Genomic DNA, 24,272 nt, shown 5'->3' with positions numbered 1-24,272 from the left:
GGGATGTTTCACCTTGAAACATTGAAACACCTGTAACATGGCTGGAACTGAAACATTGAAACACGCCCATGTCGATCAGCCTGCCCCGCCACCGCTCCCGCCTGTCTGATCCGGAGGCCGGCCAGCTGCCGGTGATCTGGACGGTCAGCGTGTCGCGCTTGACCGGCCTGCTCGGCGATGTGATCCCGGAGTTCGACCGCCGCGCCCGCATCGTGCCCATCAACCTCGGCTTCGAGGAGGCGGTGGATGTGATCGGCCAGCGCCTGCGCCGCGAACACTGTGATGTGGTGATCGCCGGCGGCTCGAATGCGGCCTACCTGCGCAGCCGGCTGGAGGTGCCGCTGGTCCCGATCCAGGCCAACGGCTTCGACCTGATGGAAGCGCTGGCGCGCGCACGCCGGATCGCCCCCAGGATCGGCCTGGTCACCCATGCCACCGATGTGCCGACCTTCGGCAGTTTCCAGCACAGCTTCGGGCTGGACATCGAGCATCGCCGCTTCGTCACCCGCGAGGACGCGCGCGACTGCATCGCCGACCTGCGCGCCAATGGCATCGAGGTCATCGTCGGCACCGGCATGGCGATCGACCATGCCGAGCAGGTCGGGCTGCCCGGCGTGCTGCTGTATTCGGCCGACTCGGTACGACAGGCCTTCGAACATGCGCTGGAGCTGACCCAGACCCTGGCCCGCTCCGGTGCGTCCTCACTGCGGCGGCGGGCACCGCCCAAGCGACGCGATGCCGACCATGCCCTGCTCGGCGACAGCGCCGCGATGCAGCAGGTGCGCGAGCACATCGCACTGTATGCGCCTTACGACAGCACGGTGCTGATCACCGGCGCCACCGGCACCGGCAAGGAACTGGTGGCCCGGCAACTGCACAGCGCCAGCGGCCGGCGTGGCCGCTTCGTCGCGCTGAACTGCGGGGCGATCAGCGAATCCCTGCTCGAAGCCGAGCTGTTCGGTTACAACGAAGGGGCATTCACCGGCGCCCGCCGCGGCGGTCGCGTGGGCCTGGTGGAAGCGGCCGACGGCGGCACCCTGTTCCTGGATGAAATCGGCGAACTGCCGTTGCCGCTGCAGACCCGGTTGCTGCGTGTTCTGGAAGAACGTGAAGTGCTGCGCGTGGGCGCCACCGAGCCGACGCCGGTGGACGTACGCGTGGTCGCGGCCACGCTGCAGACGCTGGAATCGCTGGTGGAGGCACAGCGCTTCCGCCGTGACCTTTACTACCGCCTGGCCGCACTGCGCATCGGGCTGCCGACGCTGCACGAACGGCGCGAGGATGTGCCGCTGCTGCTGGAACACTTCTTCAGCCTGCTGGGCGGCACGCCGTCGCCGCTCGCCGCCCCGGCGCTGCAGCGGCTGTGCGATTACGCGTGGCCGGGCAACGTACGAGAACTGCGCAACATGGTTGATCGGCTGCGCATCCATTGGCCGCACGGGCGGGGCGAGCTGGCGCTGGCCCAGATGCAGGCCTGGCTGCCGGAGCTGGCGTCCTCGCCCGTCGCCGCGCGCGCCGTAGCAGACGCAGCGCCGGACGGCCCGCCCCAGCGCGCGGCCACGCGCCCCGGCAACGACACGCTGCAGCAGCTGCTCGATGCCCACGGCGGCAACCGTGAGCAGGTCGCCCAGGCGCTGGGCGTGTCGCGTACCACGCTGTGGCGCTGGCTGCGCAGCACCGCCGGGTAAGGACGCGGCTTACGCCACCCCGCGCAGGTCCACCGTGGGCCGATGCGATGCCGAGCCATCCCAGTCCACCACCAGCCCTGCTGCAGTGAACGCGTCCACAATCCTGCGCCCGACCTGCTCCATGGCAGCGCCGGCGCCCTCCGGCCCGGCCCAGAAGCCCAGGCTCAGATCGCTGCTGCGCTTAGCGCGGTTGAGGTCCTGCCGGGTGTAGAAGCACAGGCCGATCAGGCCGGCGTCCATGCCGCCGCGCGCGATGAACTGCTGGGCGGTGTCGGTGAAGCCATCCTCCTGAGTCAGGCCAACGTCCTGCGCGGTGACGATGCCCTGTTCTTCCAGACGGGCGAACACCGCGGTGATCCTGGCGTGCGCGGCGCGCCAGTCGGCGGCCCGCATCTTCTGCGGCGGCCGCGGCTCGGCCTTCACCGGGATGGGGTGGCCGGTCACCCCAGACAGCAGCGCCTGCACCTCCGGCACCATCGCGTTGACGACAATATGGTTGCCAAAGCCATCGTGCACCGCCGGGTTCGCACCGGCGTCGAGCAGCATCTGCACCGGCGCGCACTCCCGCGCGAATTCCGCGGCCAGGTACAACGCCGTCCGCCCGCCGCGACCGAGGTGTTCCAGCGGGCTTCCTGCATCGATGAGCAAACGCAGTACCTGCAGATGCTGGGCCGCCGGGGTGTCATTCGTGGCGCGCGCCGCACATTCCAGCGCAGTGAAGCCGTAGGCGTTTTCTGCGCTGACATCGGCGCCCGCCGCAAGGCCGGCCTGCACGGTCGCCACGTCGGCTGCCAGGGCGGCCGCGCACAGATCGATGGCGGGCGAAGAAGCGGATGCGGTCGTCATGTAACAGGTCCGTGCACAGGTGGATTCCTCCGGAAGTATGCAGGAGCCCGCATCGCGGGCGCTGCGCGCCACTGTTCGCGCCGTCGGCGAAGCGCCGCGGCCGGTCCACAGCGCATAACGCCCCGCGCCCAGCACGCACACCCACGCCAGGGCCACGCCCAGCGGCACCTCCGGCAGATACAGGAACCAGCTCAGCCAATCCAACGGTCCCAGGCCGGCCGGGATGCGCCCGATACCGTCGGTGAAGGCCGCTACCGCGCAGATCATCATCAGCGCTGCGGCCGACAGGCGCGGCAGCACGCCAAGCACCACGGTGGTGCCCAGCACCCATTCCACCATCGCCACTGCAGGGGCGCTGACCTCCGGCCACGGGATACCCGCCTCCACCAGTGTGGCCAGCATGCGATCCCTGCCGTCGTCGGTGAACAGCTTGTTCCATCCCGATACGGCGAACATGGTGCCCGCGGCGATGCGCGACAGCAGTAACAGCAGCGAAGGGGCGACACGGGATTCAGCAGGCAGGACAAAAGGAAACATGGCAGGGCGGTCCCAAGGCAGACATCGTCGTCCGCCCGATCCTAACCGGCGCCTTCCTACCCGGCGCGCCCCGTGCAGTTTGCGAGGAACGCGCCCTTACGGGAACAGCAATCGCTTGCTCCACTGCCCGTCGTGATCGACCTCATAGCACCAGCGCTCGTGCAGGCGGAACTGCGCGCCGTACCAGAATTCGATCCGCTGCGGCACCACGCGCAGGCCGCTCCAGCCGTCCGGGCGCGGCACATCGCGGCCGTCGAAGCTGGCCTCGGTGGTCGCCACGCGTGCATCGAACTCCTCGCGCGATGCCAGTGTCTTTGACTGCAGCGACGCCCATGCGCCAATCTGGCTCATGCGCGGGCGCGAGGCGAAGTACGCATCAGCCTCGGCATCGCTGACCTGCTCCACTCGCCCTTCGATGCGCACCTGGATGCCGGCCTCGCGCAGGCTGCGCCACAGAAACAGCAGCGCGGCCTGCGGATTGGCCTGCAGCTCACGGCCCTTGTGGCTGTCCAGGTGGGTGTAGAACACGAAACCGCGTTCGTCGAAGGCCTTGAGCAGCACCGTGCGCGCCGAAGGCTGGCGGTTCTGGTCGGCCGTGGCCACCGTCATCGCATTGGGTTCGACTTCCCGGCTCGCCTTGGCTTCTTCAAACAGCCCGGCAAAGGTGGACAACGCTTCGGCATACAGATCGGTCATGGCGGTTTTCTTGTCACGCGGTTTGGGTTTATTGTCGCTGCATGCCTGCACCTGCGTACATGCCCCCGACAAAAGGTTTTCCGGATGCGCTGGTCGCGCAGGCGCTGGATGACGCATTGAGCTGCGGTGCGGCCATCCCAGTATTGGCGATCAGCGGCCTGCAGGGGAGTGGCAAATCGACGCTGGCCGCCCAGGTCGTGGCGCTGGCGGAAACGCGCGGCCTGCGCGCGGCCATGCTCTCCATCGATGATGTCTACCTGACCCGTGCCCAGCGCCAACGCCTGGCGCGGCAGGTCCACCCGCTGCTGCTGACCCGCGGCCCGCCGGGCACGCATGACCTCAACTTGGCCCACGCCACGCTGGACGCGGTCGCCGCCGGTGGGCCGGTCGCCTTGCCCCGGTTCGACAAGCTCGCCGACGAGCGCCTGCCCGAGAAAGACTGGACACGCATCGACGGTCCCCTCGACCTGCTGGTGTTCGAAGGCTGGTTCCTTGGCACGCCCGCGCAGGGTGAGGCCGAATTGGAGCCACCGCTCAATGCACTCGAGCGCGAGGCCGATGTGGATGGCCGCTGGCGGCGCTGGTGCAATCAGGCACTGGCCGAGCACTACCCCGCGCTGTGGCAGCGATGCGACCGGCTGTGGTTCCTGCAGCCGCCGGATTTCTCGGTGATCCCGCGCTGGCGCTGGCAGCAGGAGCAGAACCTGCTGGCCGCCCAGCCCGACCGCAGCAGCATGAGCCGCGCCCAGCTGGAGCGCTTCGTGCAGTACTACGAACGGGTCAGCCGCCAGGCCCTGCGCACCCTGCCGGAACGGGCAGACAAGGTGATCGCGCTGGACGAGCAGCGCCGGATCGTCGCCACGCGCTGACTGGCGCGGAAGCCGAGCCCGCGGCGATCAGCTGACCAGGAAGGTCACGCGCAGGTTTACCCGCCACTCGGTGATGTTGCCTTCGCCATCGGTCACCACCTTGGTTTCATTGATCCAGGCGCCCTGGATGCCTTTGACCGTCTCGGAGACCTTCTTCAGGCCGCTGCGCACGGCGTCTTCGACGCTGGTCTTGGACGAGGCGTTGATCTCGATGATCTTGGCGACAGACATGGTTCGCTCCGGTGGCGCGCGGGACAGTCCGCACCCGTCCACCATGGGGGCCGCCGCGTAAAGGCGATGGCACGGAGATGTTAGGATCGAGGGTAATGAATCCCGCTCCGAACCTGATCCTGATTGGCCCGATGGGCGCCGGCAAAACCTGCATCGGGCGCCGGCTGGCCGAGCGCTTCACGCTGGACTTCGTGGATGCCGACCAGGCCATCGTGGACAGCACCGGGGCCAGCATTCCGGCGATCTTCGAACTCGCCGGGGAAGCCGGGTTCCGCCAGCACGAACGCCAGGTCCTGCACGCTCTGCTGGACGGCCACGGCCAGTTGATCTCCACCGGGGGGGGCGCCGTGCTGGACCCGGACAACCGCGCGGCCATCGCCCGGCGCGGCTTCGTGGTCTACCTGCGGGTCAGCGTGCCGGCCCAGCTGGAGCGGCTGGCCCGCGACCGCGGCCGCCCGCTGCTGCAGCGCCCGGACCGCGAGCAGGTGCTGCACGAAATGGCCGCCGCCCGCGATCCGCTCTACCAGGGCCTGGCCGACCTCACGCTGGATACCGATCTCTACACGCCCGCCGAGGCCACTGCGCAGCTGGTGCTGCGCCTGGCCGCGCAGTGGCAGCGACAGGAAACACCTGAATGACCCCCGCCCCGCGTACCGTTGCCGTCAGCGGCGACACCCCCTACACCATCCACATCGGCCCCGGCCTGCTTGGCCAGGGAGAACTGCTTGCCCGCCATGTGCGTGGCCGCCACGTGCTGCTGCTCAGCGACTCCTCGGTCGCCCCGCTTTACCTGGCAGGGGTGAAGGCGGCGCTGCTGGCCACGCGCCCGGACCTGCTGATCGGCGCGCTGGTGCTGCCGGCCGGCGAAGCCTCCAAGACCCTGGCCCACTTCGGCGATGCGATCACCGCCCTGGCCGCCCTCGGCGCCACCCGCGATGCCTGCGTAATGGCCCTCGGCGGTGGCGTGGCCGGTGATCTGGCCGGCTTCGCCGCGGCCTGCTGGATGCGCGGCGTGGACTGCGTGCAGCTGCCGACCTCGCTGCTGGCGATGGTCGATTCCTCGGTCGGCGGCAAAACCGCGGTGGACATCCCTGAAGGCAAGAACCTGGTCGGGGCGTTCCACCCGCCGCGCGCCGTCATCGCCGATACCGCCGCCCTGCGCACCCTGCCGCCCCGCGAACTGCGCGCCGGCCTGGCCGAAGTGATCAAGTACGGCGCGATTCGCGATCCGCTTTTCTTCCAGTGGCTGCAGGCCGAGCATGCCGCGCTGCTCGCCGGCGATGACACCGCGCTGGCCCAGGCCATCGCGCGCAGCTGCGAGCACAAGGCCGAGATCGTCGCGCGCGATCCGCTGGAAAAGGGCGAACGCGCCCTGCTCAACCTCGGCCATACCTTCGGCCACGCGATCGAGACCGAACAGGGCTACGGCGCGCCGGGCAACGACAACCTCAACCACGGCGAAGCGGTCGCGGTCGGCATGGTGCTGGCCGCGCGCCTGTCGGCCCAGCTGGGCATGAGCGAGGAGGCAGACACCGAGCAGCTGCGCGAGCTGCTGCTGCGCTACGAACTGCCGGTGGCCATTCCGGCCGGCCTGGCGCCCGAGGCGCTGCTGGCCCGGATGCGGCTGGACAAGAAGAATGTCGCCGGCCGGTTGCGGCTGGTGCTGTGGCGTGGCATCGGCCGCGCCGAAGTCGTCGCCGACGTCGACGAGGCCGACGTGCTGCGCGTGCTGGCCGCCGGCTGAGCCTGCGACGTTCCGCCGCACCTGCCCCGTTGCTGACGGCCGCTTCCGGCGTTCACGGCTACAATCGGGGCATGCGCGTCTTCCTGCACCAACATCCCCGCGGTGCCGATCCGGCCCGCTATCTCCAGCTCACCCTGCAACCGGACCTGTTCGGCGGCTGGGAACTGCTGCTGGAGTCCGGCCCGATCGGCGGGCGCGGGCAACTGCGCCGCGAGCTGTACCTGCAGGAAGACCTGGCGCTGGCCGCGTTCGAAAAGGCACGCGATGCGCACCTGCACCGCGGCTACGAAGTGACCTACACCAGCGGCGACGCGCCGCACTGAGCGGCCACCGCCGCACTGACCCCATTCGGCCCCGCGCCACCAGATCCCAAGGAAGCGTTCCGTGACCAGCCCCTCCCGCCATGATCGCCTGCTGCGCGCCCTGCGCCGCGAACCGGTGGACTGCACCCCCGTCTGGCTGATGCGCCAGGCCGGTCGTTACCTGCCCGAGTACCGTGCCACCCGCGCCAAGGCCGGCAGCTTCCTGGCGATGGCCAAGAACCCGGACATCGCCTGCGAAGTCACCCTGCAGCCGCTGCGCCGCTTCGACCTCGACGCGGCGATCCTGTTCTCGGACATCCTGACCATTCCCGATGCGATGGGCCTGGAGTTGTACTTCGTCGAAGGCGAAGGCCCGAAGTTCCGCCACCCCGTCCGCGACGCCGCCGCCATCGCCAGACTGGCCGTGCCGGACATGGAAACCGAACTGCGCTACGTGATGGACGCCGTGCGCGTGATCCGCCGCGAACTGGACGGCAGCGTGCCCCTGATCGGCTTCTCCGGCAGCCCGTGGACGCTGGCCTGCTACATGGTTGAAGGCGGCGGCAGCAAGGACTTCGCCCGCATCAAAGCGATGGCCCTGAACGAACCGGCCGCCCTGCACCAGCTGCTCTCGGTCGTCACCGATGCGGTGATTGCCTATCTCGCCGCCCAGCGCGCGGCTGGCGCCCAGGTCCTGCAGGTCTTCGATACCTGGGGCGGGGTACTCAGCCCGACCATGTACCGCGAATTCTCCCTGCGTTACCTGACCCGCATCGCCCAGGAACTCGAACGCGGTGAAGGCAGCGACCGCACCCCGCTGATCCTGTTCGGCAAAGGCACCGGCCTGCACCTCGGCGCCCTGGCCGACACCGGCGCCGACGCGCTCGGCGTGGACTGGACCCTGGACCTCGCCGACGCCGTCGCCCGCACCGGCGGCCGCGTCGCGCTGCAGGGCAACCTCGACCCGACCACGCTCTACGGCAATCCGGCCGCCATCGAACGCGCCGCCGGACAAGTGCTCGACAGCTACGCCCAAGGCAACGGCGGCTCCCGCGAAGGCCATGTCTTCAACCTCGGCCACGGCATGTCCCCGGACATGAATCCCGAGCACGTGCAGGTGCTGGTGGAAGCCGTACATCGTTTGAGCCGACGCTGATCGCCAGCGGCAGGTAGCCGGCCAGCGGCCGGCACTACACGGGCACGGCCGACGAAGCACGCGTTCTGCATCCAGGACGCGTGCTTTCGTTGTTGCACGCCCCAATGCTTCGGCTTCGGCTCTTGACCACACCCTGATCCCACATCGGCGATCATATCGCCCTCGTTGACGAAGGCCCCGCACCATGACGACCAGCAGCTACGCCTCGATCCGGCCCCTGTTGTGGCTCGTATCGCTGGCCATCTTCATGCAGATGCTGGACTCCACCATCGTCAACACCGCATTGCCCGCCATGGCCCGCAGCCTCGGCGAAAGCCCGCTGCAGATGCAGTCCGTCGTCTTCAGCTACGCCCTGGCCGTCGCCACCTTCATCCCCGCCTCCGGCTGGATCGCCGACCGCTTCGGCACACGACGCACCTTCCTGGTCGCGATCATCCTGTTCACCCTCGGCTCGCTCGCCTGCGCCCTCGCCCAGACCCTGCACCAGCTCGTCGGTGCGCGCGTCCTGCAGGGCATCGGCGGCGCCATGCTGCTGCCGGTCGGCCGACTGGCCGTCATGCGCTCCGTCTCGCGCGAAGAATTCCTTCGCGCGATGAGTTTCATCGCCATCCCCGCCCTGATCGGCCCCCTGATCGGCCCGACCCTGGGTGGCTGGCTGGTCGAAGTCGCCTCCTGGCACTGGGTGTTCCTGATCAACCTGCCGATCGGCATCATCGGCTACGTCGCGGCGATGAAGATCATGCCGGACCACTACGCCGAACACCGCACCCGCTTCGACATCGCCGGCTACCTCATGCTTGCCTTCGGCATGGTCGTACTGTCCCTCGCGCTGGACGGCATCTCCGGCATGGCCACCCCGCATGCACTGGTCATGCTCATGACCGTCGCCGGCCTGGCCGCCCTCGTCGGTTACTGGCTGCACGCCGCCAACTCCACGGCGCCGCTGTTCTCGCTGGCGCTGTTCCACGTGCCCAGCTACCGCATCGGCATCCTCGGCAACCTGTTCTCACGCATCGGCAGCAGCGCCATGCCGCTGCTGATTCCACTGCTGCTGCAGGTCGGCATGGGCATGAGCCCGATGAAGGCCGGCCTGTTGATGATCCCGGTCGCCGCGGCGGGCATGGTCTCCAAGCGCTACGCGGTCAAGCTCGTCGAGCGCTTCGGCTACCGCCGCGTGCTGATGGTCAACACCGTGCTGGTCGGCCTGGCGATGGCCAGTTTCATCTTCATGACGCCCGGCCAGCCGCTGTGGATCCGCATCATCCAGCTGGCCCTGTTCGGTGCGGTCAATTCACTGCAGTTCACCGTGATGAACACCGTGACCCTGCGCGATCTGGACCGCGACTTCGCCAGTGCCGGCAACAGTCTTCTTTCGATGGTGATGATGCTCGCCACCGGTTTCGGTGCGGCCGCGGCTGGCAGCCTGCTGGCCGCGTTCAATCATCTCGATGCGTCGCACGGCGCGACGGCCGCGCTGCACGCCACCTTCGTCTGCGTCGGCGCCATTACCCTGACCTCCACGCTGATCTTCTGGCAGCTGCCGGACACGCGGCCCTCGCCGCGCGATGTCGAGGAAGTCGCCGAGTAACCGCGCGCAGACGTCCAGCGGTCTGCGGTCTGCGGTCTGCGGTTTGCGGTTTGCGGTTTGCGGTTTGCGGTTTGCGGTTTGCGGTCTACCATCAGCTATAGGGACCGTCAGCGGACCAACGGTCCGCTGCTACCGGGGGCGTGCAGCACCCGCGCGATCGCCTCCACCAGCAGATCGCCGGTGACTGGTTTGCGCAGGAAGGCATCGAAGCCTGCGTCGCGGGCCTGCTGCTCGATCGATGGATCGGTGCGCGCCGTGACCGCGATCAGCGGCATCTCGAACCCTTGGCTGCGCAGATGCTCAGCCAATGCGATGCCGCCCAGCCCCGGCAGATCCAGATCCATCAGCACCACCTCGAACGGCGCCTCGCTGACCTCGCGCAGCGCCGCCAACGCGTGCTCGGCATGCACCACCTGGTGGCCACGCGCCGACAGCAGGCCGCTGACCACCTCGGCCACGGTCAGATCGTCCTCCACCAGCAGGATGCGCAGCGGCGGCAACACCCATTGCTCGCCCTCGGCCGCGCCCGGCATGCCGGTGGCCCCCTGCTCCAGGGGCAACGGCAGGGTCACCGTGAAACGCGTTCCCACGCCGAGCTGGCTCTGCACGCCGATCTGCCCCTGCATCGCCAGTGCCAGTTCCCGGCAGATCGCCAGGCCCAGCCCGCTGCCCCCGTACTGCGCGGCGGTGCGGGCGCCATCGGCCTGCTCGAAGCGGCGGAACAGTCGCTCCTGCTGATCGGTGCTGATGCCCGGCCCGGTATCGGATACCTCGATGTGCAACCCGCGGCCGGCCGTGATCGCACGCAACGTCAACCGTACTTCGCCGTGGCTGGTGAACTTGACGGCGTTGCCCAGCAGGTTCAGCAGGATCTGGCGCACGCGCAGCTCGTCACCGACCGTGCGGGTGCCGGCCGGCAAGGTGTTGTCGACCACGAACCGCAGCCCCTTCTGCCCGGCCAGCGCGGCCATCAACGCACAGACATCGTCGATCGGTCGCTGCAGCTGGAACGGCTGCGCCTGCAGTTCCAGGCGCCCCGACTCGATCCGGGCCAGGTCCAGCGCGTCGTTGACCAGATGCAGCAGGTGCTCGCCGGCGTGGCGGATCGACTCGGTATAGCCACGCTGCTGGGGGTTCAATGGCGAGGACAAGAGCAGCTCGCTCATGCCCAGCACCCCGGTCATCGGCGTGCGCACCTCATGGCCCAGGTTCGCCAGGAAACGGGTCTTGGCCGCCGAAGCCTGCTCGGCCAGTTCCTGCTTCTGCAGGGCCAGCTGGTACGCATGCCGGCGCTGCAGCCGGCGCCGGTACAACCAGGCGAACAGACTGAGCAGCAGCAACACGGCCGAGGTCAGCAGCAGCAGGCCCGACAGGCTCCGCCACCACGGCGGCAGCACCCGGAACTCCAGCACCTGCACCCGCGACCAGATGTGGTCGGCCGAGCGGGCCTGCACTTCCAGCCGGTAGCGGCCCGGCGGCAGGCGCGAGAACAGGCGTTCGCCGCCGGGTCCCACTTCCACCCAATCCGGGTCGTAGCCGGCCAGCCGGTAACGGTAGTTGTTCGAGGTGGAATCGGCGAAGGACAGCAGCCGCGCGACGATCCGCAGGTCGCGGTCGCCGTCGGCGATGTCCAGCGGCACCGCATGGGTCAGGTCCAGGACACGCTCGCCACGGCGCACCTCGACCCGCTCGATCACCAGGGGCGCGCGTCGCGTCGCCGGCTTGACCTGTTCCGGATCGAACACCACCACGCCGGCCGGCGTGCCACCCACGATGCGTCCACTCGGGGTCAGCGTCAGCGTGCGGCGGCGGAATTCCTGGCTGGGCAGGCCATCATGGACGCCGTACTGGCGCACGCTGCCGGCTTCCGGATCGACACGCACCAGGCCGCGTGCATTCGCTGCCCAGACCACCCCCTGCCGGTCCACCACCAGCCCGGTGGCGGTGATCGCGGGGTAGCCGGCACTGCTGCCGACCACTTCCTGCAGGGTCAGCCGATCGCCCTGCCAGCCGTAGTGCGAGAGCTTGCCTTCCTCGGAAAGCCAGACACTGTCATCGCCGGCCAGCGCCATCGCATGCACGCTCGCCACGGGGCCACCGGGCAGCGGCTCGAAACGCGAGCGCGCCGCGACCCACTGCAGCAGTCCCTGCCCGGTGGCCACCCACAGGCGGTCCTGGGGACCGCACCGGATATCGAGCGCGTTCTGGCCCGCGCTCAATCCAGCGTGGCCCAGCGCGATGCGATGCAGGACGCGCCCATCGAGATCGCGCTGCTGCAGCCCGGTGGCCGACGCTGTCCACAGGCGCTGCCCGTCGCACAGCGCCAATGATTCGATCGCGCCCTCCATCGTGGCGTCCACCGCCGCGTCGCTGCCCCAGCGCCGCATCCGCTTCTGCCGGGGGTCATAGCGCAGCAGCGCGTCCCAGGAGCCGATCCAGACCTGCCCTCGCGGATCCTCCAGCACCGACTGCAGCCATTGCGTGCCGTCCACCCAGGTCCGGTGCTGTTCGATTTTCCCGCTGACCGGGTCGAACTTGTCCAGCGCGCCGTGCGTGCCCACCGTCCACACACCGCCGTCGGCGGCCGCGCCCATGCCCAGCACATACGCATTGCGCAGCGAGGCCGGGTCATCTTCCAACCGCGACAGCACCGAGAACTGCCACCATCGCGGCAGCAGATGCCACAGGCCGCCGTTGGTGCTGGCCAGCCAGATGCCACCCTCGCGATCTTCGTAGGCGCCGGTCCAGTTCGGCCGCACCTGCCCGCGCGCGATCGCGCTGTACAGCGGCACCTGCTGGAACTGCCCGTCCATCGCACGGCCCAGGCCCGAGCGGGTATCCAGCCAATACCCGCCCTGCTCGTCGCGCAGCATCATGCCCAGGATCTGATCGCCATCGGCAACGGCCCAGGGTGCCGGTTCGAAGCGGCCATCCGGGCGGCGCACCGCCACCCCGACATTACTGCTGATCCACAGGCTGCCATCGGCCTCGGCGGTGAGGCCGTTGATGACGCGCGCCGACAACTGGGCACTGGGCACCGATTCGAAATCGTGTCCGGTCCAGCGCGCCAGGCCGGCCTTGGATCCGATCCACAAGGTGCCATCCAGGGTGGTGGCCAGATTGCCGACCGATGCCGCGGGCAGGCTGCGCGGGTTGCCGGGCTCGGGCATGAAGCGGGTCAGCGTGCCATCACGCTCCAGCCGGTGCAGGCCGCCCTGGTAAGTGCCGAACCAGATCGCACCGTCCGGCGTGGAAGCCACGCTCCAGATCGTGTTGCTGCCCATCTCCGGATGGCTGTCGCGATCGTAGAAGCGGATCTCGCGGCGATCGGCCGACATCATCGCCAGGCCGGCGTTCTCCGTACCGATCCACAGCTGATTGCGCGCATCCACGTGCACGCTCCAGACATGGTTGTCGCGCAGGCCGTCCTCGGCGCGCCAGATGCGGTAATTGCGACCGTCGTAACGGGCCAGCCCATCATTGGTGGCAATCCACAGATAGCCGTAGCGATCCTCGGCCATGCGATTGACGGTGTTGGATGGCAGGCCATCGAACACGGTGAGCTGCCGCGGCGTCGGCGGTACCGGCTGGGCCGACGCAAGCGCCGGCCAGAGCACACACAGGCCGATCAGCAGCGGCCACAGCACACGCAACACCAATGGCTCTCCCGGGTCTGTCCCTCGATTCACTGCCGTCGCCCGGAACGGGCCTGTCACCCCTGACCACCCCGGTCGTCGGGCAACGCCCCGCATAGTAAACCGTTCCCTGCGCCGGCACGATCCACGCGCGGCAAGGCGAGCCGTTGCATCGCCGTGTGCAGCGCATCGCCCTGCAGCGGCTTGTGTACCAGACCGTCCGCGCCGGCGGCGATGACCTGCATCTCCAGGTCCAGCTCCCGTCGCGCCGTCAGCACCAGTATCGGCAGGCGTTGGCCCTGCTGACGCAGCAGGCGCAGCAGTGACAGCCCGTCCATGCCCGGCAGGTCCAGGTCCAACAGCATCAGCTGGGTGCCGGGGCGGGCCAGCGCGGTCAGTGCCGCCAGCGCGTGCGCGGCATGCACGACGGTGTGACCGCGCAGCCGCAGCAGTGCGCCGACCACCTCGGCCACCAGCGGATTATCTTCCACCAGCATGACCTGAAGGGCACCGAGCGCATCGCCCTGCGGTGCGGTCGCGTGGGGCTCGATCGCCTGGCAGCCTTCCAGCGGGGCACTCAGCGTCCCCTGCCAGCGGTGATCAGGCAGCCGCGACACGCGCAGGTGCCCGTGCATCGCGCCGATCAGCACGTCGACATCGGCCAAGGCCTCGCGCACCTGCAACGGCGCTGGGGACGGACAGGCCCCCGGTTCGGCGAGCACATCCAGCAGCAGGCCACTGCAGCCCGGCCGCCAGGCGATGCGCAGGGTCAACCGCACAGCCCCGGTCTGCCCTGCCAGCCCGCACGCGAGCAGTTCCACGGCTTGCCGCAACCGGTCCGGGTCGCCCACGGCACTGGCACCGGGCTGCAATGGCGGAGCCAAAACAAGGCGGCAGCCACCCGCCTCCAGACCCCCGGCCACGGCGGCATGTACCTCGTCCCACCACGGACCGATGGCAAAGCCCCGTGGATGCAGCACCACCTTGCCGGCCTGCAGCCTGGCCATCTCCAGCGCTTCGTCCACCACCTGCAGCAATGCACGCCCGCCCTGCTGGATATGCAGCACCTGTTCGCGCGCGCCTGCGGGTAACGGCGTAGCCAACAGCAGTTCGCTCATGCCAAGCACGCCGGTGAGCGGTGTCCGGACTTCATGCCCCAGCGTGGCCATGTAGCGCGCCTTGGCCTGCGCGGCCTGTTCGGCACGTGCCTGGCGGCGCGTGGCCGCCCGCCAGGCGAGCGCGCGCTGCCGCCGCTGCCTCAGCGTCCACACCAGCAACGTGCCTGCACTGGCGGCGAGCAGCCACAGCAACGCCCACGCCCCGGGATGCGCCCAACCGTTGTAGGCCACGTGCAGGTGCACCTGCTGCAGGGCCGACCATTGCCCATCCACGTCACGTGCCTGGAATTCCAGTACATGCTCGCCGGCCGGCAGGCGGGGGAAGCCGCGCGCGCCGCGTCGCCCGGCGCGGACCCATTCGGGGTCTTCGCCCCGCAGCCGGAATCGATACCCGCTCACACCGTCGGGCCGGCCGCTCAGCAGGCGCGCCGACAACTGGATGTCGCGATCATCGGCGTTGAGCTGCAGTGGATCGGTGGAAGGCAGCTCGACCCAGCGCCGTTGTCGGCGCACCTTCACCCGGTCGATCACCAGCGATGCCGGCGTCGTGGCGTCGACCATGCCCGCCGGATGCAAGGCGAGCACGTCGCCGTTGGCCTCCAGGGCGAGCAGATGCACTCCGGCAGCAACCAGGCCAGTATCGAACACAATCAGCGGCAGGCCATCATCGGCGGTGTACAGCCGCGCATTGCCGCGCTCCGGGGCCAGGCGCACCACCCCGCGCGCCGTGGTGGCCCATAAGGCACCATCCGGGGCGCCGCTCAATCCGCGTGGCAACGCGGCCGGTACTCCCTGCGCCGCGTCAACCCGTTGGCTGTGAGGCGGGCGGCCGGGCGCATGCTGGTAGGCCGACCAGCCCTCCGCATCGGCTGCCCACAGCCACCCATCGGAGGCCAGATGCAGCGCGCCGATCTCCCGCCGGCCGCTGCCCGGCACCGGGAGAAAACGGCTGGCCGCCACATGCCACTGTTTGAGACCTTCGCCGTCCCCCAACCATACCTCTCCGCCAGGGCTGCACTGGAGCGCGAGCTCCGCCACGCCCGGACGCAGGCCCGCCGCCGCGTAGGCAGCACTGGCCAGGACGCGGCCATCGCCCGCACGCTGCTCCACGCGGCCATTGCCGGCCAGCCACACGCGATCGCCACAGGCCAGCAACGCGGCCTGCGGCGACGTGCCCGGCGACACACTGGCCGCCCCCACCTGCCAGCGCTGCCGACGCCGGCGCAGCGGATCGATCCGGGTCAGCCACGGCGCCGCGAAGACCCACACCACGCCCTGCGGATCTTCAACCACCACATGGCGATCGGCACGTGCTGGATCCTGTGCATAGGACCACCGCGCGGGGGAGAAGCCCTGCTCCGGCGAGAGACGGGCGAGCGTGCCGCCGCGTGCCCACCATGCGTGTGCGTCTGCCGCCGGGGCCAGGCTGCCTGCCGCACCGGCGACGGGTCCGGCCGGTGCGGCGAAACGCTCGAAGTGCCGCCACTGGGCGCCGAGTCGCCATACGCCCTGGCGGCTTCCCGACAACCAGACCCGCCCCTGCCGGTCCTCGAACGCCTGCCCGATACGCGACACCTCGCGCCCGTGCGGCCGGGGCAGTTGAAGTGCGTGGTGGTTCCGGCCGTGCTGATCCTGCCACCACACCTGGTCGCCATCGCCGAACCAGTCCCCGCCACGCCGCGCCGCGCCGAGCCAACGGGCGGGTGTGCGGTGCCCGGAAACGGGTTGCAAGGACGGCAGCTGCCGCACCCGCGAACCCTCGCCCGTGCTGGAATGCAACCGCCCCTGCGAATCCAGGCCGAGCGCGGTCACCGGCCGAGCGGAAGCGCCGAGCATCGCAGGCGTCTGGAACCGGTCGTGCTGCCACCTCGCCAGCCCGGCGGCACTGCCGATCCACAGGCCGCCGTGCGGATCGGACACGAGCCGCTCCACCCGTGCCGACGGCAAACCACCACCGCCAGCGGCCGGCAGGTACTGACGCAGGAAGTGATCGCGGTCGAGCCGGAACAGACCGGCCTCGCGGGTACCAAACCAGACGCTGCCATCGTCCATGGGCTGGATCGCCAGGATCGGGCTGGCCGCCACCGTGGGTACCGCCGGCCCCGCCCACCGGGCGAACTGCTGGCGGTCAGCGGAAAAACGCTGCAGATAACCGTTGCCGGTGCCGATCCACAGCTGGTCATGGCCATCGAGGGCCAGGCTGCGCACCACGTTGTCGGCCAGGCCGTGTTCCATCCGCCAGATCCGGAACCCGCTGCCGTCATAGCGCGCCAGGCCGTCGCCGGTCGCGAACCAGAGATAGCCCTTACGGTCCTCCACGATCTGATGCACCACGTTGGAAGGCAATCCGTCGACGGTCGTCATCCGTACGCCATGGCTGGGCAGCGCCAGCACCGGAAACGCCTGCAGCAGCCAGACCAGCAGCCCCCACCGTCTCCACCGGCACCCTCGGTGCGGCGTGCCGCTCATGCGCTGCGCCGGCATCTGGCCAGTCCATCGCCCAACGCCGCCCGGCTCACGGGCAGGCGCAGGAACAGCTCGAAGCCGGCCGCGATCGCCTCGCGCTGCGCAGCGGCATCCGCACGCGCAGTCAGTGCTACCCGTGGCACCCCCGGCCACCGCCGCGACAGCCGTGCCCCCACGCGTTCGCCATCGACCCAAAGGGCGGGATCGACCACGATGACGTCCCAAGCCGCACCGTCCGCGGCGGTGGGCGGCAATGCATCCGCGCCGGGAAAGTGGGTGGGCAGATGGCCCAGGGAGGCCAGCATGGCCAGCAGCACCTCGGCGACGACCGCCGAGGGATACACCACCAGCACCCGCAGTGCGCCGGCCGCAGCCGGCCCCGGCGGCGCACACGCTGCAACGATGCCGGTGGGGAGCTCACCGCGCGGCAAGGGCAGCGCCACCTGGAAACAGGTGCCCTGGCCGGGAGCGCTGGTCACGGTGATATCGCCGCCCATGGCCACTGCCAGATCGCGTGAGATCGACAATCCCAGCCCACTGCCGCCGTAACGGGCCGCGGTCTGCGCGCCATCGGCCTGTTCAAAGCGCTGGAACAGGCGCTGGCACTGCGCCGGCGTCATGCCCGGTCCGGTATCGCACACCCGCAGCACGATCCCTTGGCCATCGTGTACGCCGTGCGCCTCCAGCCGCACCGTTCCCTGCGCGGTGAACTTCAGCGCGTTGCCGAGCAGGTTGAGCAGGATCTGGCGCAGGCGACGCGCATCGCCGATGACGCACGCCGAGGCCGGCAGCGTGCTGTGCCACTCCAACGCAAGCGCCTTGCCCTGCGCCACCGGCAGCAGCAGCGCGTGCAGTGCTTCGATCATCCGCTGCAGCACGAACGGTGCCGGCTGCAACTGCAGTTCCCCTGATTCGATGCTGGCCAGATCCAGTGCGTCATCCATCAGCCGCAGCAGGTGCTCACCGGCATGGTGCAGGCTGTTGACCCGGCTGCGCTGGCCTGGCGGAAGCGGTGAGCGCAGCAGCAGTTCGCTCCATCCCAGCACCGCGGTCATCGGCACCCGGATGCGGGTCCCCAGCGTGGTCAGGAAACGGGTGCGCTGCACGGATGCGCGCTCGGCATGCCCCTGCCGGGCACGCAGCCAGCGCCAGCGCCGCTGCCGACCGCGGCGTACGTGGAAGCGCCATCCGCAGAGCCACACCGCGCCCATCCCCGCGGCCGCGGCGGCCCACCGCGCCGGCGGCGCCTGCCACCATGCCGGGGCCACCTGCAATGTCACCCGGCGCACCGGCGACCACCGGCCGTTTCCCTGCCGGGCCTGCACCTCCAGCGTCTGCAGCCCCACCGGCAGACGCTCGAACACGCGCAGCCCGGTGGCATCGCTTTCCTGCCACTGGGCCTCGTGATCCTGCAGCCGGAACCGATACTGCACGTGCGACGGCGCACCGCTGCTGAGCAGCCGCGCGGCAACGCGCACATGCCGATCAGCACCCGAGAGCGGCACCGGGCCGGCGCCGACCGGCAGCGTGATCTGTGCCTTGCCACGGCGAGCAGTGATCGCATGGATGACCAGGCCCGGCGCGCGCTCAGGGCCCCCGACACCGGCCGGATCAATCAGCAACAACCCGCCTTCGTTGACCGCAGCGGCGAGCCGACCGTCGGCGGTGCGCACCAGCCCGTGCGGCAGCACGCCCTGCGCCGGCAGCCCCTCATCGCCGCCGAAGTGGCGCACGCCGCCGCCGTGCGGGTCGACGCGGACCAGGCCACGTGCATCGCCTGCCCATGCAACGCCCGCTGCGTCGACCACCAGTGCGCGTGCCAGCAGACGCGGATACCCGTGCGCAGGGCCGAAGTTGTGCGTCTTGCGCAGCTGCTGGCCATCCCAGCGGTAGCGCCGCAGTACCCCGAGGCTGCTGATCCAGTAGTGGCCATCCTCGCCGCGGGCGATCGCCCCCACTTCGCCGCGCGGCGCTCCCTCCACGACCGCGAAGCGTTCCTGCGCCGGCAGCCAGCGTTTGACGCCGCTGCGGTCGGTTGCCCACAGCCGGCCATCGTCATCGCACAGCAACTGGGGGCCATGGCTCGGCGGCACCAGCCCGAGGGTGTGCGGCGCGGCGGACAACTGCAGCACACCGTCGGCATCGCGTCGCTGGATGCGGTCGGCACGCCCGAGCCACAACGATCCATCGCCGCAGGCCTGCAGATCGACCCTCCCCGCCTCGCCGCCCACGCCCAGCAACCAGTGACGGCGCCCACCGCTGCGCGGCAGATAGCGCGACAACGTATTGCCACTGGCCACCCATACCTGGCCGCGACGGTCTTCGGCGATGGCCACGGTGCCGGCACGCAGGTGATCGGGGCGGTAGTCGATGCCCAGGTCGCTGCGCCCGCTCACCGTGTCCACGCGCTGCAGGCGCCCGCGATCGCCGGCGATCCACACCCGCCTGCCATGGGAGGGCGCCAGGGCCAGCACGTGGTCGCCATCGAGTCCGGGCCAACCATCACGGGCGGCCGCCAGCAGCGTGAACTGGCGCCACCGCGCGGGCAGGTGCCACAGGCCCTCGCCGCGGCCGACCCACCACAGGCCGCCGACCCGGTCCTCCAGGGCATGGCTGACCGCGGCCGTGCTCATCACGGCGCCGGCGTATCCACGCAGCGGCACCGGCTGCGGCGCCTGCCCGCGCGCGTGAAGTCGCAGTCCGGTTGCGCCGGCGCTCCAGAGGTCGCCCGCGGTACTGCGCAGCACCGGCATCGCCGTGCCCTCCGGCATCTGATGCAGCTCGCCATCGCGCCACCGGTACACCCCCTGCGGTGTGCGCACCCACACCCCGCCGTCCGGATCGGGCCAGAGCACGCGCACGTCAACGCCCTGGTCGTCCTGCAGCGGCACCTGGGTGAAACGATGGTCCTCACGCCGCAATGCCCCCGCCGGCGTCCCGATCCACAGCCGGCCCTGGCGGTCGGTGACCAGGGCAGTCACCCGGCGCACAGGGCCACCATGCAGTTGCAACGGCACGCGTTGCCAGCGGCCGTCCGGCTGCCGTGCGAACAGGCCGTCGTCGAGGGTGCCCACCCACACCACACCATCGGGGGTGCTGGTGATCTGCATGACGCCGATGCGCGGCAGGACCACCGCGCCATTGCCCGGCACGCTCTGGATCTCGCGGCGATCAGCAGACAGCGTCAGCAGGCCCTGCGAGGCGGTCGCCAGCCAGAGCTGGTCCTGCGCATCCAGATGCAGCGCGCGTACGTCCACATCCAGCAGCCCCTGTTCCCTTCGCCACGCGCGGAAACGGTGACCATCAAAGCGCAGCAGTCCATCGTCGCTGGCGAACCACAGATAACCGTCGCGGTCTTCCACGACCGCACGCAGCGCTGCGGTCGGCAGCGCATCGGCAGGGCCCAGCGGCCGGGGCCAGGGTGCCGTGACGGGATCGCCGGCCAGAACAGGGACCGGCAGCCAGAGCGCGAGACCCAGCATCACCGCAGCCCAGCGATGGCCCATTGATGCGGATCGGCCTCCCCCCACGCGTACCCCGACCGTCCTCTCCTGCATGAACAGCACGGTATGCCGAAGCCACGCGAAGCGGGCTGGCAGGATCTGGACCCGGTCACAGTCCGATCAATCAAATTTCAGATCAAAAAAGAAACTACGAGGCATGGCATTGATCGCACCGGTGCGCGCAGTGCATCGGCTGATCAGTGTCGGGGCGACTTCCCGGCGCGCGCCTGCACGATCGCATCGATCAGCATGTCACCGGTCACCGGCTTGCGCAGGAAACCGTTGAATCCGGCCGCCAGCACCTGCTGCTCGGCGTAGGCATCCGAGCGTGCGGTCACCGCGATCAGGGGCAGCTCATAGCCCATCGCACGCAGTTGTCCGGCGATCGCGATGCCGTCCAGCGCCGGCAGGTCCAGGTCCAGCAGACCCACATCGAAGCGGCCTGCCGCCACCTCGGACAACGCCGCCAGGCCGTGCAGCACGTGCACCACCTCGTGCCCGCGCGAGCGCAGCAGCCCGGCGATGACATCGGCCACGGTGGCATCGTCCTCAACCAGCAGGATGCGCAGCGGCGGCAGTTGCGTGCGCGTGTCATGGCCCGCCTCACGCGGCGTGCCGAGCGGCTGTACGGTCCAGGGCAATGGCAGCGACACGGTGAATCGGGCGCCATCGCCCAGCCGGCTGTCGATCTCGATCCGGCCGCCCATCGCCACCGCCAGTTCCTGGCAGATCGCCAGGCCCAGGCCACTGCCACCGTAGCGCGATGCGGTCCGTGGGCCATCGGCCTGTTCAAAGCGATGGAACAACCGTTCCTGCTGGTCCTGGTTGATGCCCGGTCCCGTATCGGAGACCTCGAAAATGATCGCGCGACCCTCCTCGCCCAGTTCGACCCCCAGGCCGACATGGCCATGCTCGGTGAACTTGATCGCATTGCCGAGCAGGTTCATCAGGATCTGCCGCACACGCATCTCATCGCCGCTGACCTGCACTGGACCCGGCAGGTTGAAGCTGCGTTCGAACGCCAGCCCACGGTGGTGGGCCATCGGTTCCATCAGGGCTTCCACCTGCTCCAGCAACGACATCAGATCGAACGGACGCAGATCCAGCTCCAGCCGCCCTGCCTCGATGCGGGCCAGGTCCAGCGCGTCGTTGACCAGCCGCAGCAGATGTTTGCCGGCATGCTGGATCGAGCCGGCATACCCCCGCTGCACCTCATCCAGTGGGGTCGACAGCAGCAGTTCGCTCATGCCCAGCACGCCGGTCATCGGTGTGCGCACTTCGTGCCCCAGGGTGGCCAGGAAGCGGCTCTTGGCCTGTGACGCCTGCTCGGCCAACTGTTGTTTGTGCACCGTCAGCTGCCATTGCTGGCGACGGCGCAGGCGCGCACGTGCGACGTACGCCAGCGCGGCGATCCCGATCAGGCCCAGCAGCACATAGCCCACGATCGCCCAGCCACTGCGCCACCATGGCGGGCGAACCTCCAGGTCCAGCGTGCTGGGCGGCGTCCACGCGCCGTGCGGCGTCGCGGCCTGCACCTCGATGCGATAGTGCCCGGCGGGCAGGCGCGACAACAGCCGTTCGCCGTCGGCCGCCTGCATCACCCAGTTCTGGTCATAGCCGGACACCCGGTAGCGATAGCGGTTGCCATGCGGGTTGGCGAACGACAGCAGGCGCGCGGACACGATCAGGTCGCGGTCCTGCGGGCCCAGCACGATCGGTGCCTGCGGCGGCAGCATCTGCTGGCCCTCGGCATCGTCACGACGCACCTGCACGCTGTCGATCACCAACTGCGATGGCGGCAGCACCATGTCCGCCGCGTCCGGATCGAAACCAACCAGCCCGGTCGCGGTCACTGCCAGCACCCGGCCGTCGCGTGTCTGCACGGGCGGGCGATTGCTGAACTCCACATCCGGCAAGCCGTCGCGTTCGCCATACAGCCGCAATCGACGTTCGCTGCCCTGCCAGCACACCAGGCCGCGTGGCGTGGTCGCCCATACCTGCCCGTGGCTGCCCAGCGCGAGCCCGCCCATCGACACCGCCGGCATCCCTTCGGCCGCGCCGACGCGTTCGCGCAGGCTCATGCTGAGCCCGTCCCAGCGGTACCGTTCCAGCGCGCCCTGGCGCGCCAGCCAGAGTTCATCCGGGCCCGTCCAGGCGGCATCGTAGATGCTGCCGCGGGAAATCCCGGGCACCTGTTCGAAACGGTCGTTGCGCCAGCGCATCAGCCCCATCTGGTCGCCCATCACCCAGAGCTGCCCGCGCGGATCGAACACCATCTGCTCGACCGGATTCTCGGTCAGCCCGCGGTTCTGGTCGTTGCGGATCGTATCGAGCACGTTGCCGCGGGCGTCGCGGCGCTGGATGCCGAAGTTCATGATCGACAGCCACAGCTCGCCATCCGGTGCCTGCCGGATCAGATCGATGCGCTGGCGTACATCGGCGCCACCGCCGATCTTCCACTCGCGCAACGTGCCGGTGGCCGGCTGGTACAGATTCAGACGGCCCGCGCGACCGATCCACACGGCGCCGTCCTCGCGGGGCAACAGCGACCACGCCGCGCCCACCCCGATCTGTTTGTCGTCGGCGATCTGGCGCAGCTGCCCCTGCACATCGAGACGGTAGAGCCCGTGCGCGCCGGAAATGTAGAAGTCGTCCCCCGCCGCTGCCGCGCCCAGCAGGTACACACTGTCCAACGGCTTGCCGTCGAGCTGGTACCAGCTGGAGAAACGCTTCCAGTCCGGGGGGAGGTAGGCCAGTCCCTGGGTCAGCATCGCCACCCACAGGCCGCCTTCATGATCCTGCAGCATGTCCAGCACGCCACTGCGCGCGGTCAGGAAGCCACTGCCGGCATCACCGGCGAGCAGCCGCGCGGTGCTGGCATCGCCGCGGTAAAGACCATCGGCGGTGCCCAGCCAATAGCCGCCGTTGCGGTCGTGGATCACCGTGGCCGCACGTACATCGGCGCTGAGCTTCCAGGGCGCCGGACGGGCCTGGTCATCGGCACCGATCTCGAACAGCCCGCCTTCGGTGCCCGCCCAGACCGTGCCATCGGGCTCGCGGGTCAGGCGGAACACGCTCTTGCCGCCCAGCAGGGCCGGCGCGATCCGGGTGAAACCCTCGCCATCCCAGCGGGCGACACCGTTGGAGGTCCCCACCCAGACCCGCCCCTGCGGATCGGCCAACAGAGTGTAGATGGTGTTGTCGGGCAGACTGCGCGGATCGCTCGGGTCGGCCTGGTACCTGACCAGCGCCCCGTCTTCGCTGCGCCGGCATATGCCGTGCTGGTTGGTGCCGATCCACAGCGACTGCGCGGCATAGGCCAGCGACCAGAACTGGCCCTCGCACGCCTCGCTCAGGGCGGTAAAGCGGGTGAACGCCGTCCGGTCCGGACCCAGCATGCCCAGGCCAGCACCATTGCTGCCCACCCAGACGCGGTCCAGCGGATCGATCAGCAGTGTTTCCACCTCGTTGCCGGGAAGCGAGCCGGGGTCGGCCGGATCATTGCGCCACACCCGCAGGCCGACGCCGTCCACGCGGGCCAGGCCGTCATCGGTGCCGGCCCAGATGTAGCCCTGGCGATCCTGGGCCAGGGCCAGCACCATGCGCGACGGCATGCCCTCGGCCGCGCCCAGGCGGCGCAAGCGTGGCGTTTCCGCCGATATCCCTGCGGCTTCCAACACTGACGGCACTGCGCACAACCACAGCCCCAACAGCACGATGCCTGCACCCCAGCGGCGCGTGCTCATCGATCCGGTCTCCCTGTTGGTGCGGATTGTCACACAGCGATCAGGACGGTGTCCGCATTCCGGGCCGACGGCCGTGGATGGAACGGGCTGTTTCCGTCCTGCACAGGGAACACGGCACGGGCGCCACGTGCTGTTGTCGGCCGCACC

The 24,272-nt window shown here is 69.6% G+C and carries 14 protein-coding genes; 7 read left to right on the top strand and 7 right to left on the bottom strand.

Annotated features, from left to right (window positions below):
• Positions 1–68 precede the first annotated feature (68 nt).
• Positions 69–1,688, top strand: a complete 1,620-nt coding sequence (gene prpR, locus ORK51_RS12250) for a propionate catabolism operon regulatory protein PrpR (protein WP_172838033.1) — start codon at positions 69–71, stop codon at positions 1,686–1,688.
• 9 nt (positions 1,689–1,697) lie between these two features.
• Here prpR and ORK51_RS12245 read toward each other — a convergent pair whose 3' ends face one another.
• A complete protein-coding gene (locus ORK51_RS12245) occupies positions 1,698–3,071 on the bottom strand; it encodes a DUF6891 domain-containing protein (protein ID WP_216636720.1) in 1,374 nt (457 codons plus the stop codon).
• Between the two features lie 96 nt (positions 3,072–3,167).
• Complete coding sequence (pdxH, locus tag ORK51_RS12240; RefSeq protein ID WP_070425709.1) at positions 3,168–3,767, bottom strand: pyridoxamine 5'-phosphate oxidase; 600 nt, start codon at positions 3,765–3,767, stop codon at positions 3,168–3,170.
• Positions 3,768–3,808: 41 nt separating this feature from the next.
• Here pdxH and ORK51_RS12235 point away from each other — a divergent pair, with 41 nt between their 5' ends.
• On the top strand, positions 3,809–4,636 hold the full coding sequence (locus ORK51_RS12235; RefSeq protein WP_266085068.1) for a kinase: 828 nt from the start codon (positions 3,809–3,811) through the stop codon (positions 4,634–4,636).
• A gap of 27 nt (positions 4,637–4,663) precedes the next feature.
• Here the strand turns inward: ORK51_RS12235 and ORK51_RS12230 are convergent, their stop codons facing one another.
• Complete coding sequence (locus ORK51_RS12230; RefSeq protein ID WP_019186071.1) at positions 4,664–4,867, bottom strand: dodecin family protein; 204 nt, start codon at positions 4,865–4,867, stop codon at positions 4,664–4,666.
• 95 nt (positions 4,868–4,962) lie between these two features.
• On the opposite strand from ORK51_RS12230, the gene ORK51_RS12225 reads away from it, so the two are divergent.
• From ORK51_RS12225 to mdtD, 5 genes are all read left to right on the top strand, one after another.
• Complete coding sequence (locus ORK51_RS12225) at positions 4,963–5,505, top strand: shikimate kinase (protein ID WP_070425711.1); 543 nt, start codon at positions 4,963–4,965, stop codon at positions 5,503–5,505.
• The gene (gene aroB / locus ORK51_RS12220; RefSeq protein WP_070425712.1) at positions 5,502–6,611 is read left to right on the top strand and encodes a 3-dehydroquinate synthase; all 1,110 of its coding nucleotides are present in this window, start codon (positions 5,502–5,504) and stop codon (positions 6,609–6,611) included. Before ORK51_RS12225 ends, aroB begins: the two co-directional genes overlap by 4 nt.
• 71 nt (positions 6,612–6,682) lie before the next feature.
• Positions 6,683–6,934, top strand: a complete 252-nt coding sequence (locus ORK51_RS12215) for a WGR domain-containing protein (RefSeq protein ID WP_019186068.1) — start codon at positions 6,683–6,685, stop codon at positions 6,932–6,934.
• 61 nt (positions 6,935–6,995) lie between these two features.
• Positions 6,996–8,069: a uroporphyrinogen decarboxylase gene (gene hemE / locus ORK51_RS12210; protein ID WP_019186067.1), complete on the top strand. Its 1,074-nt coding sequence runs from the start codon at positions 6,996–6,998 to the stop codon at positions 8,067–8,069.
• A gap of 184 nt (positions 8,070–8,253) precedes the next feature.
• Positions 8,254–9,657, top strand: coding sequence for a multidrug transporter subunit MdtD (gene mdtD, locus ORK51_RS12205; RefSeq protein ID WP_070425714.1), 1,404 nt, complete (start codon positions 8,254–8,256; stop codon positions 9,655–9,657).
• A 107-nt stretch (positions 9,658–9,764) separates the two neighbouring features.
• Here the strand turns inward: mdtD and ORK51_RS12200 are convergent, their stop codons facing one another.
• The 4 genes from ORK51_RS12200 to ORK51_RS12185 form a co-directional block, all read right to left on the bottom strand.
• A complete protein-coding gene (locus ORK51_RS12200; RefSeq protein ID WP_266085067.1) occupies positions 9,765–13,316 on the bottom strand; it encodes a sensor histidine kinase in 3,552 nt (1,183 codons plus the stop codon).
• A gap of 53 nt (positions 13,317–13,369) precedes the next feature.
• On the bottom strand, positions 13,370–16,879 hold the full coding sequence (locus ORK51_RS12195; RefSeq protein ID WP_266085066.1) for a response regulator: 3,510 nt from the start codon (positions 16,877–16,879) through the stop codon (positions 13,370–13,372).
• A complete protein-coding gene (locus tag ORK51_RS12190; protein WP_266085065.1) occupies positions 16,876–20,382 on the bottom strand; it encodes a sensor histidine kinase in 3,507 nt (1,168 codons plus the stop codon). Before ORK51_RS12190 ends, ORK51_RS12195 begins: the two co-directional genes overlap by 4 nt.
• Positions 20,383–20,576: 194 nt before the next feature.
• Entirely contained in the window at positions 20,577–24,125 is a 3,549-nt protein-coding gene (locus tag ORK51_RS12185) for a hybrid sensor histidine kinase/response regulator (RefSeq protein WP_070425718.1), read from the bottom strand.
• Positions 24,126–24,272 lie beyond the last annotated feature (147 nt).

The organism is Stenotrophomonas sp. RIT-551 (assembly GCF_026241915.1).
GTDB classification, from domain to species: Bacteria; Pseudomonadota; Gammaproteobacteria; order Xanthomonadales; family Xanthomonadaceae; genus Stenotrophomonas; species Stenotrophomonas bentonitica_A.
This window is presented reverse-complemented; position numbering and strand designations above follow the sequence as displayed.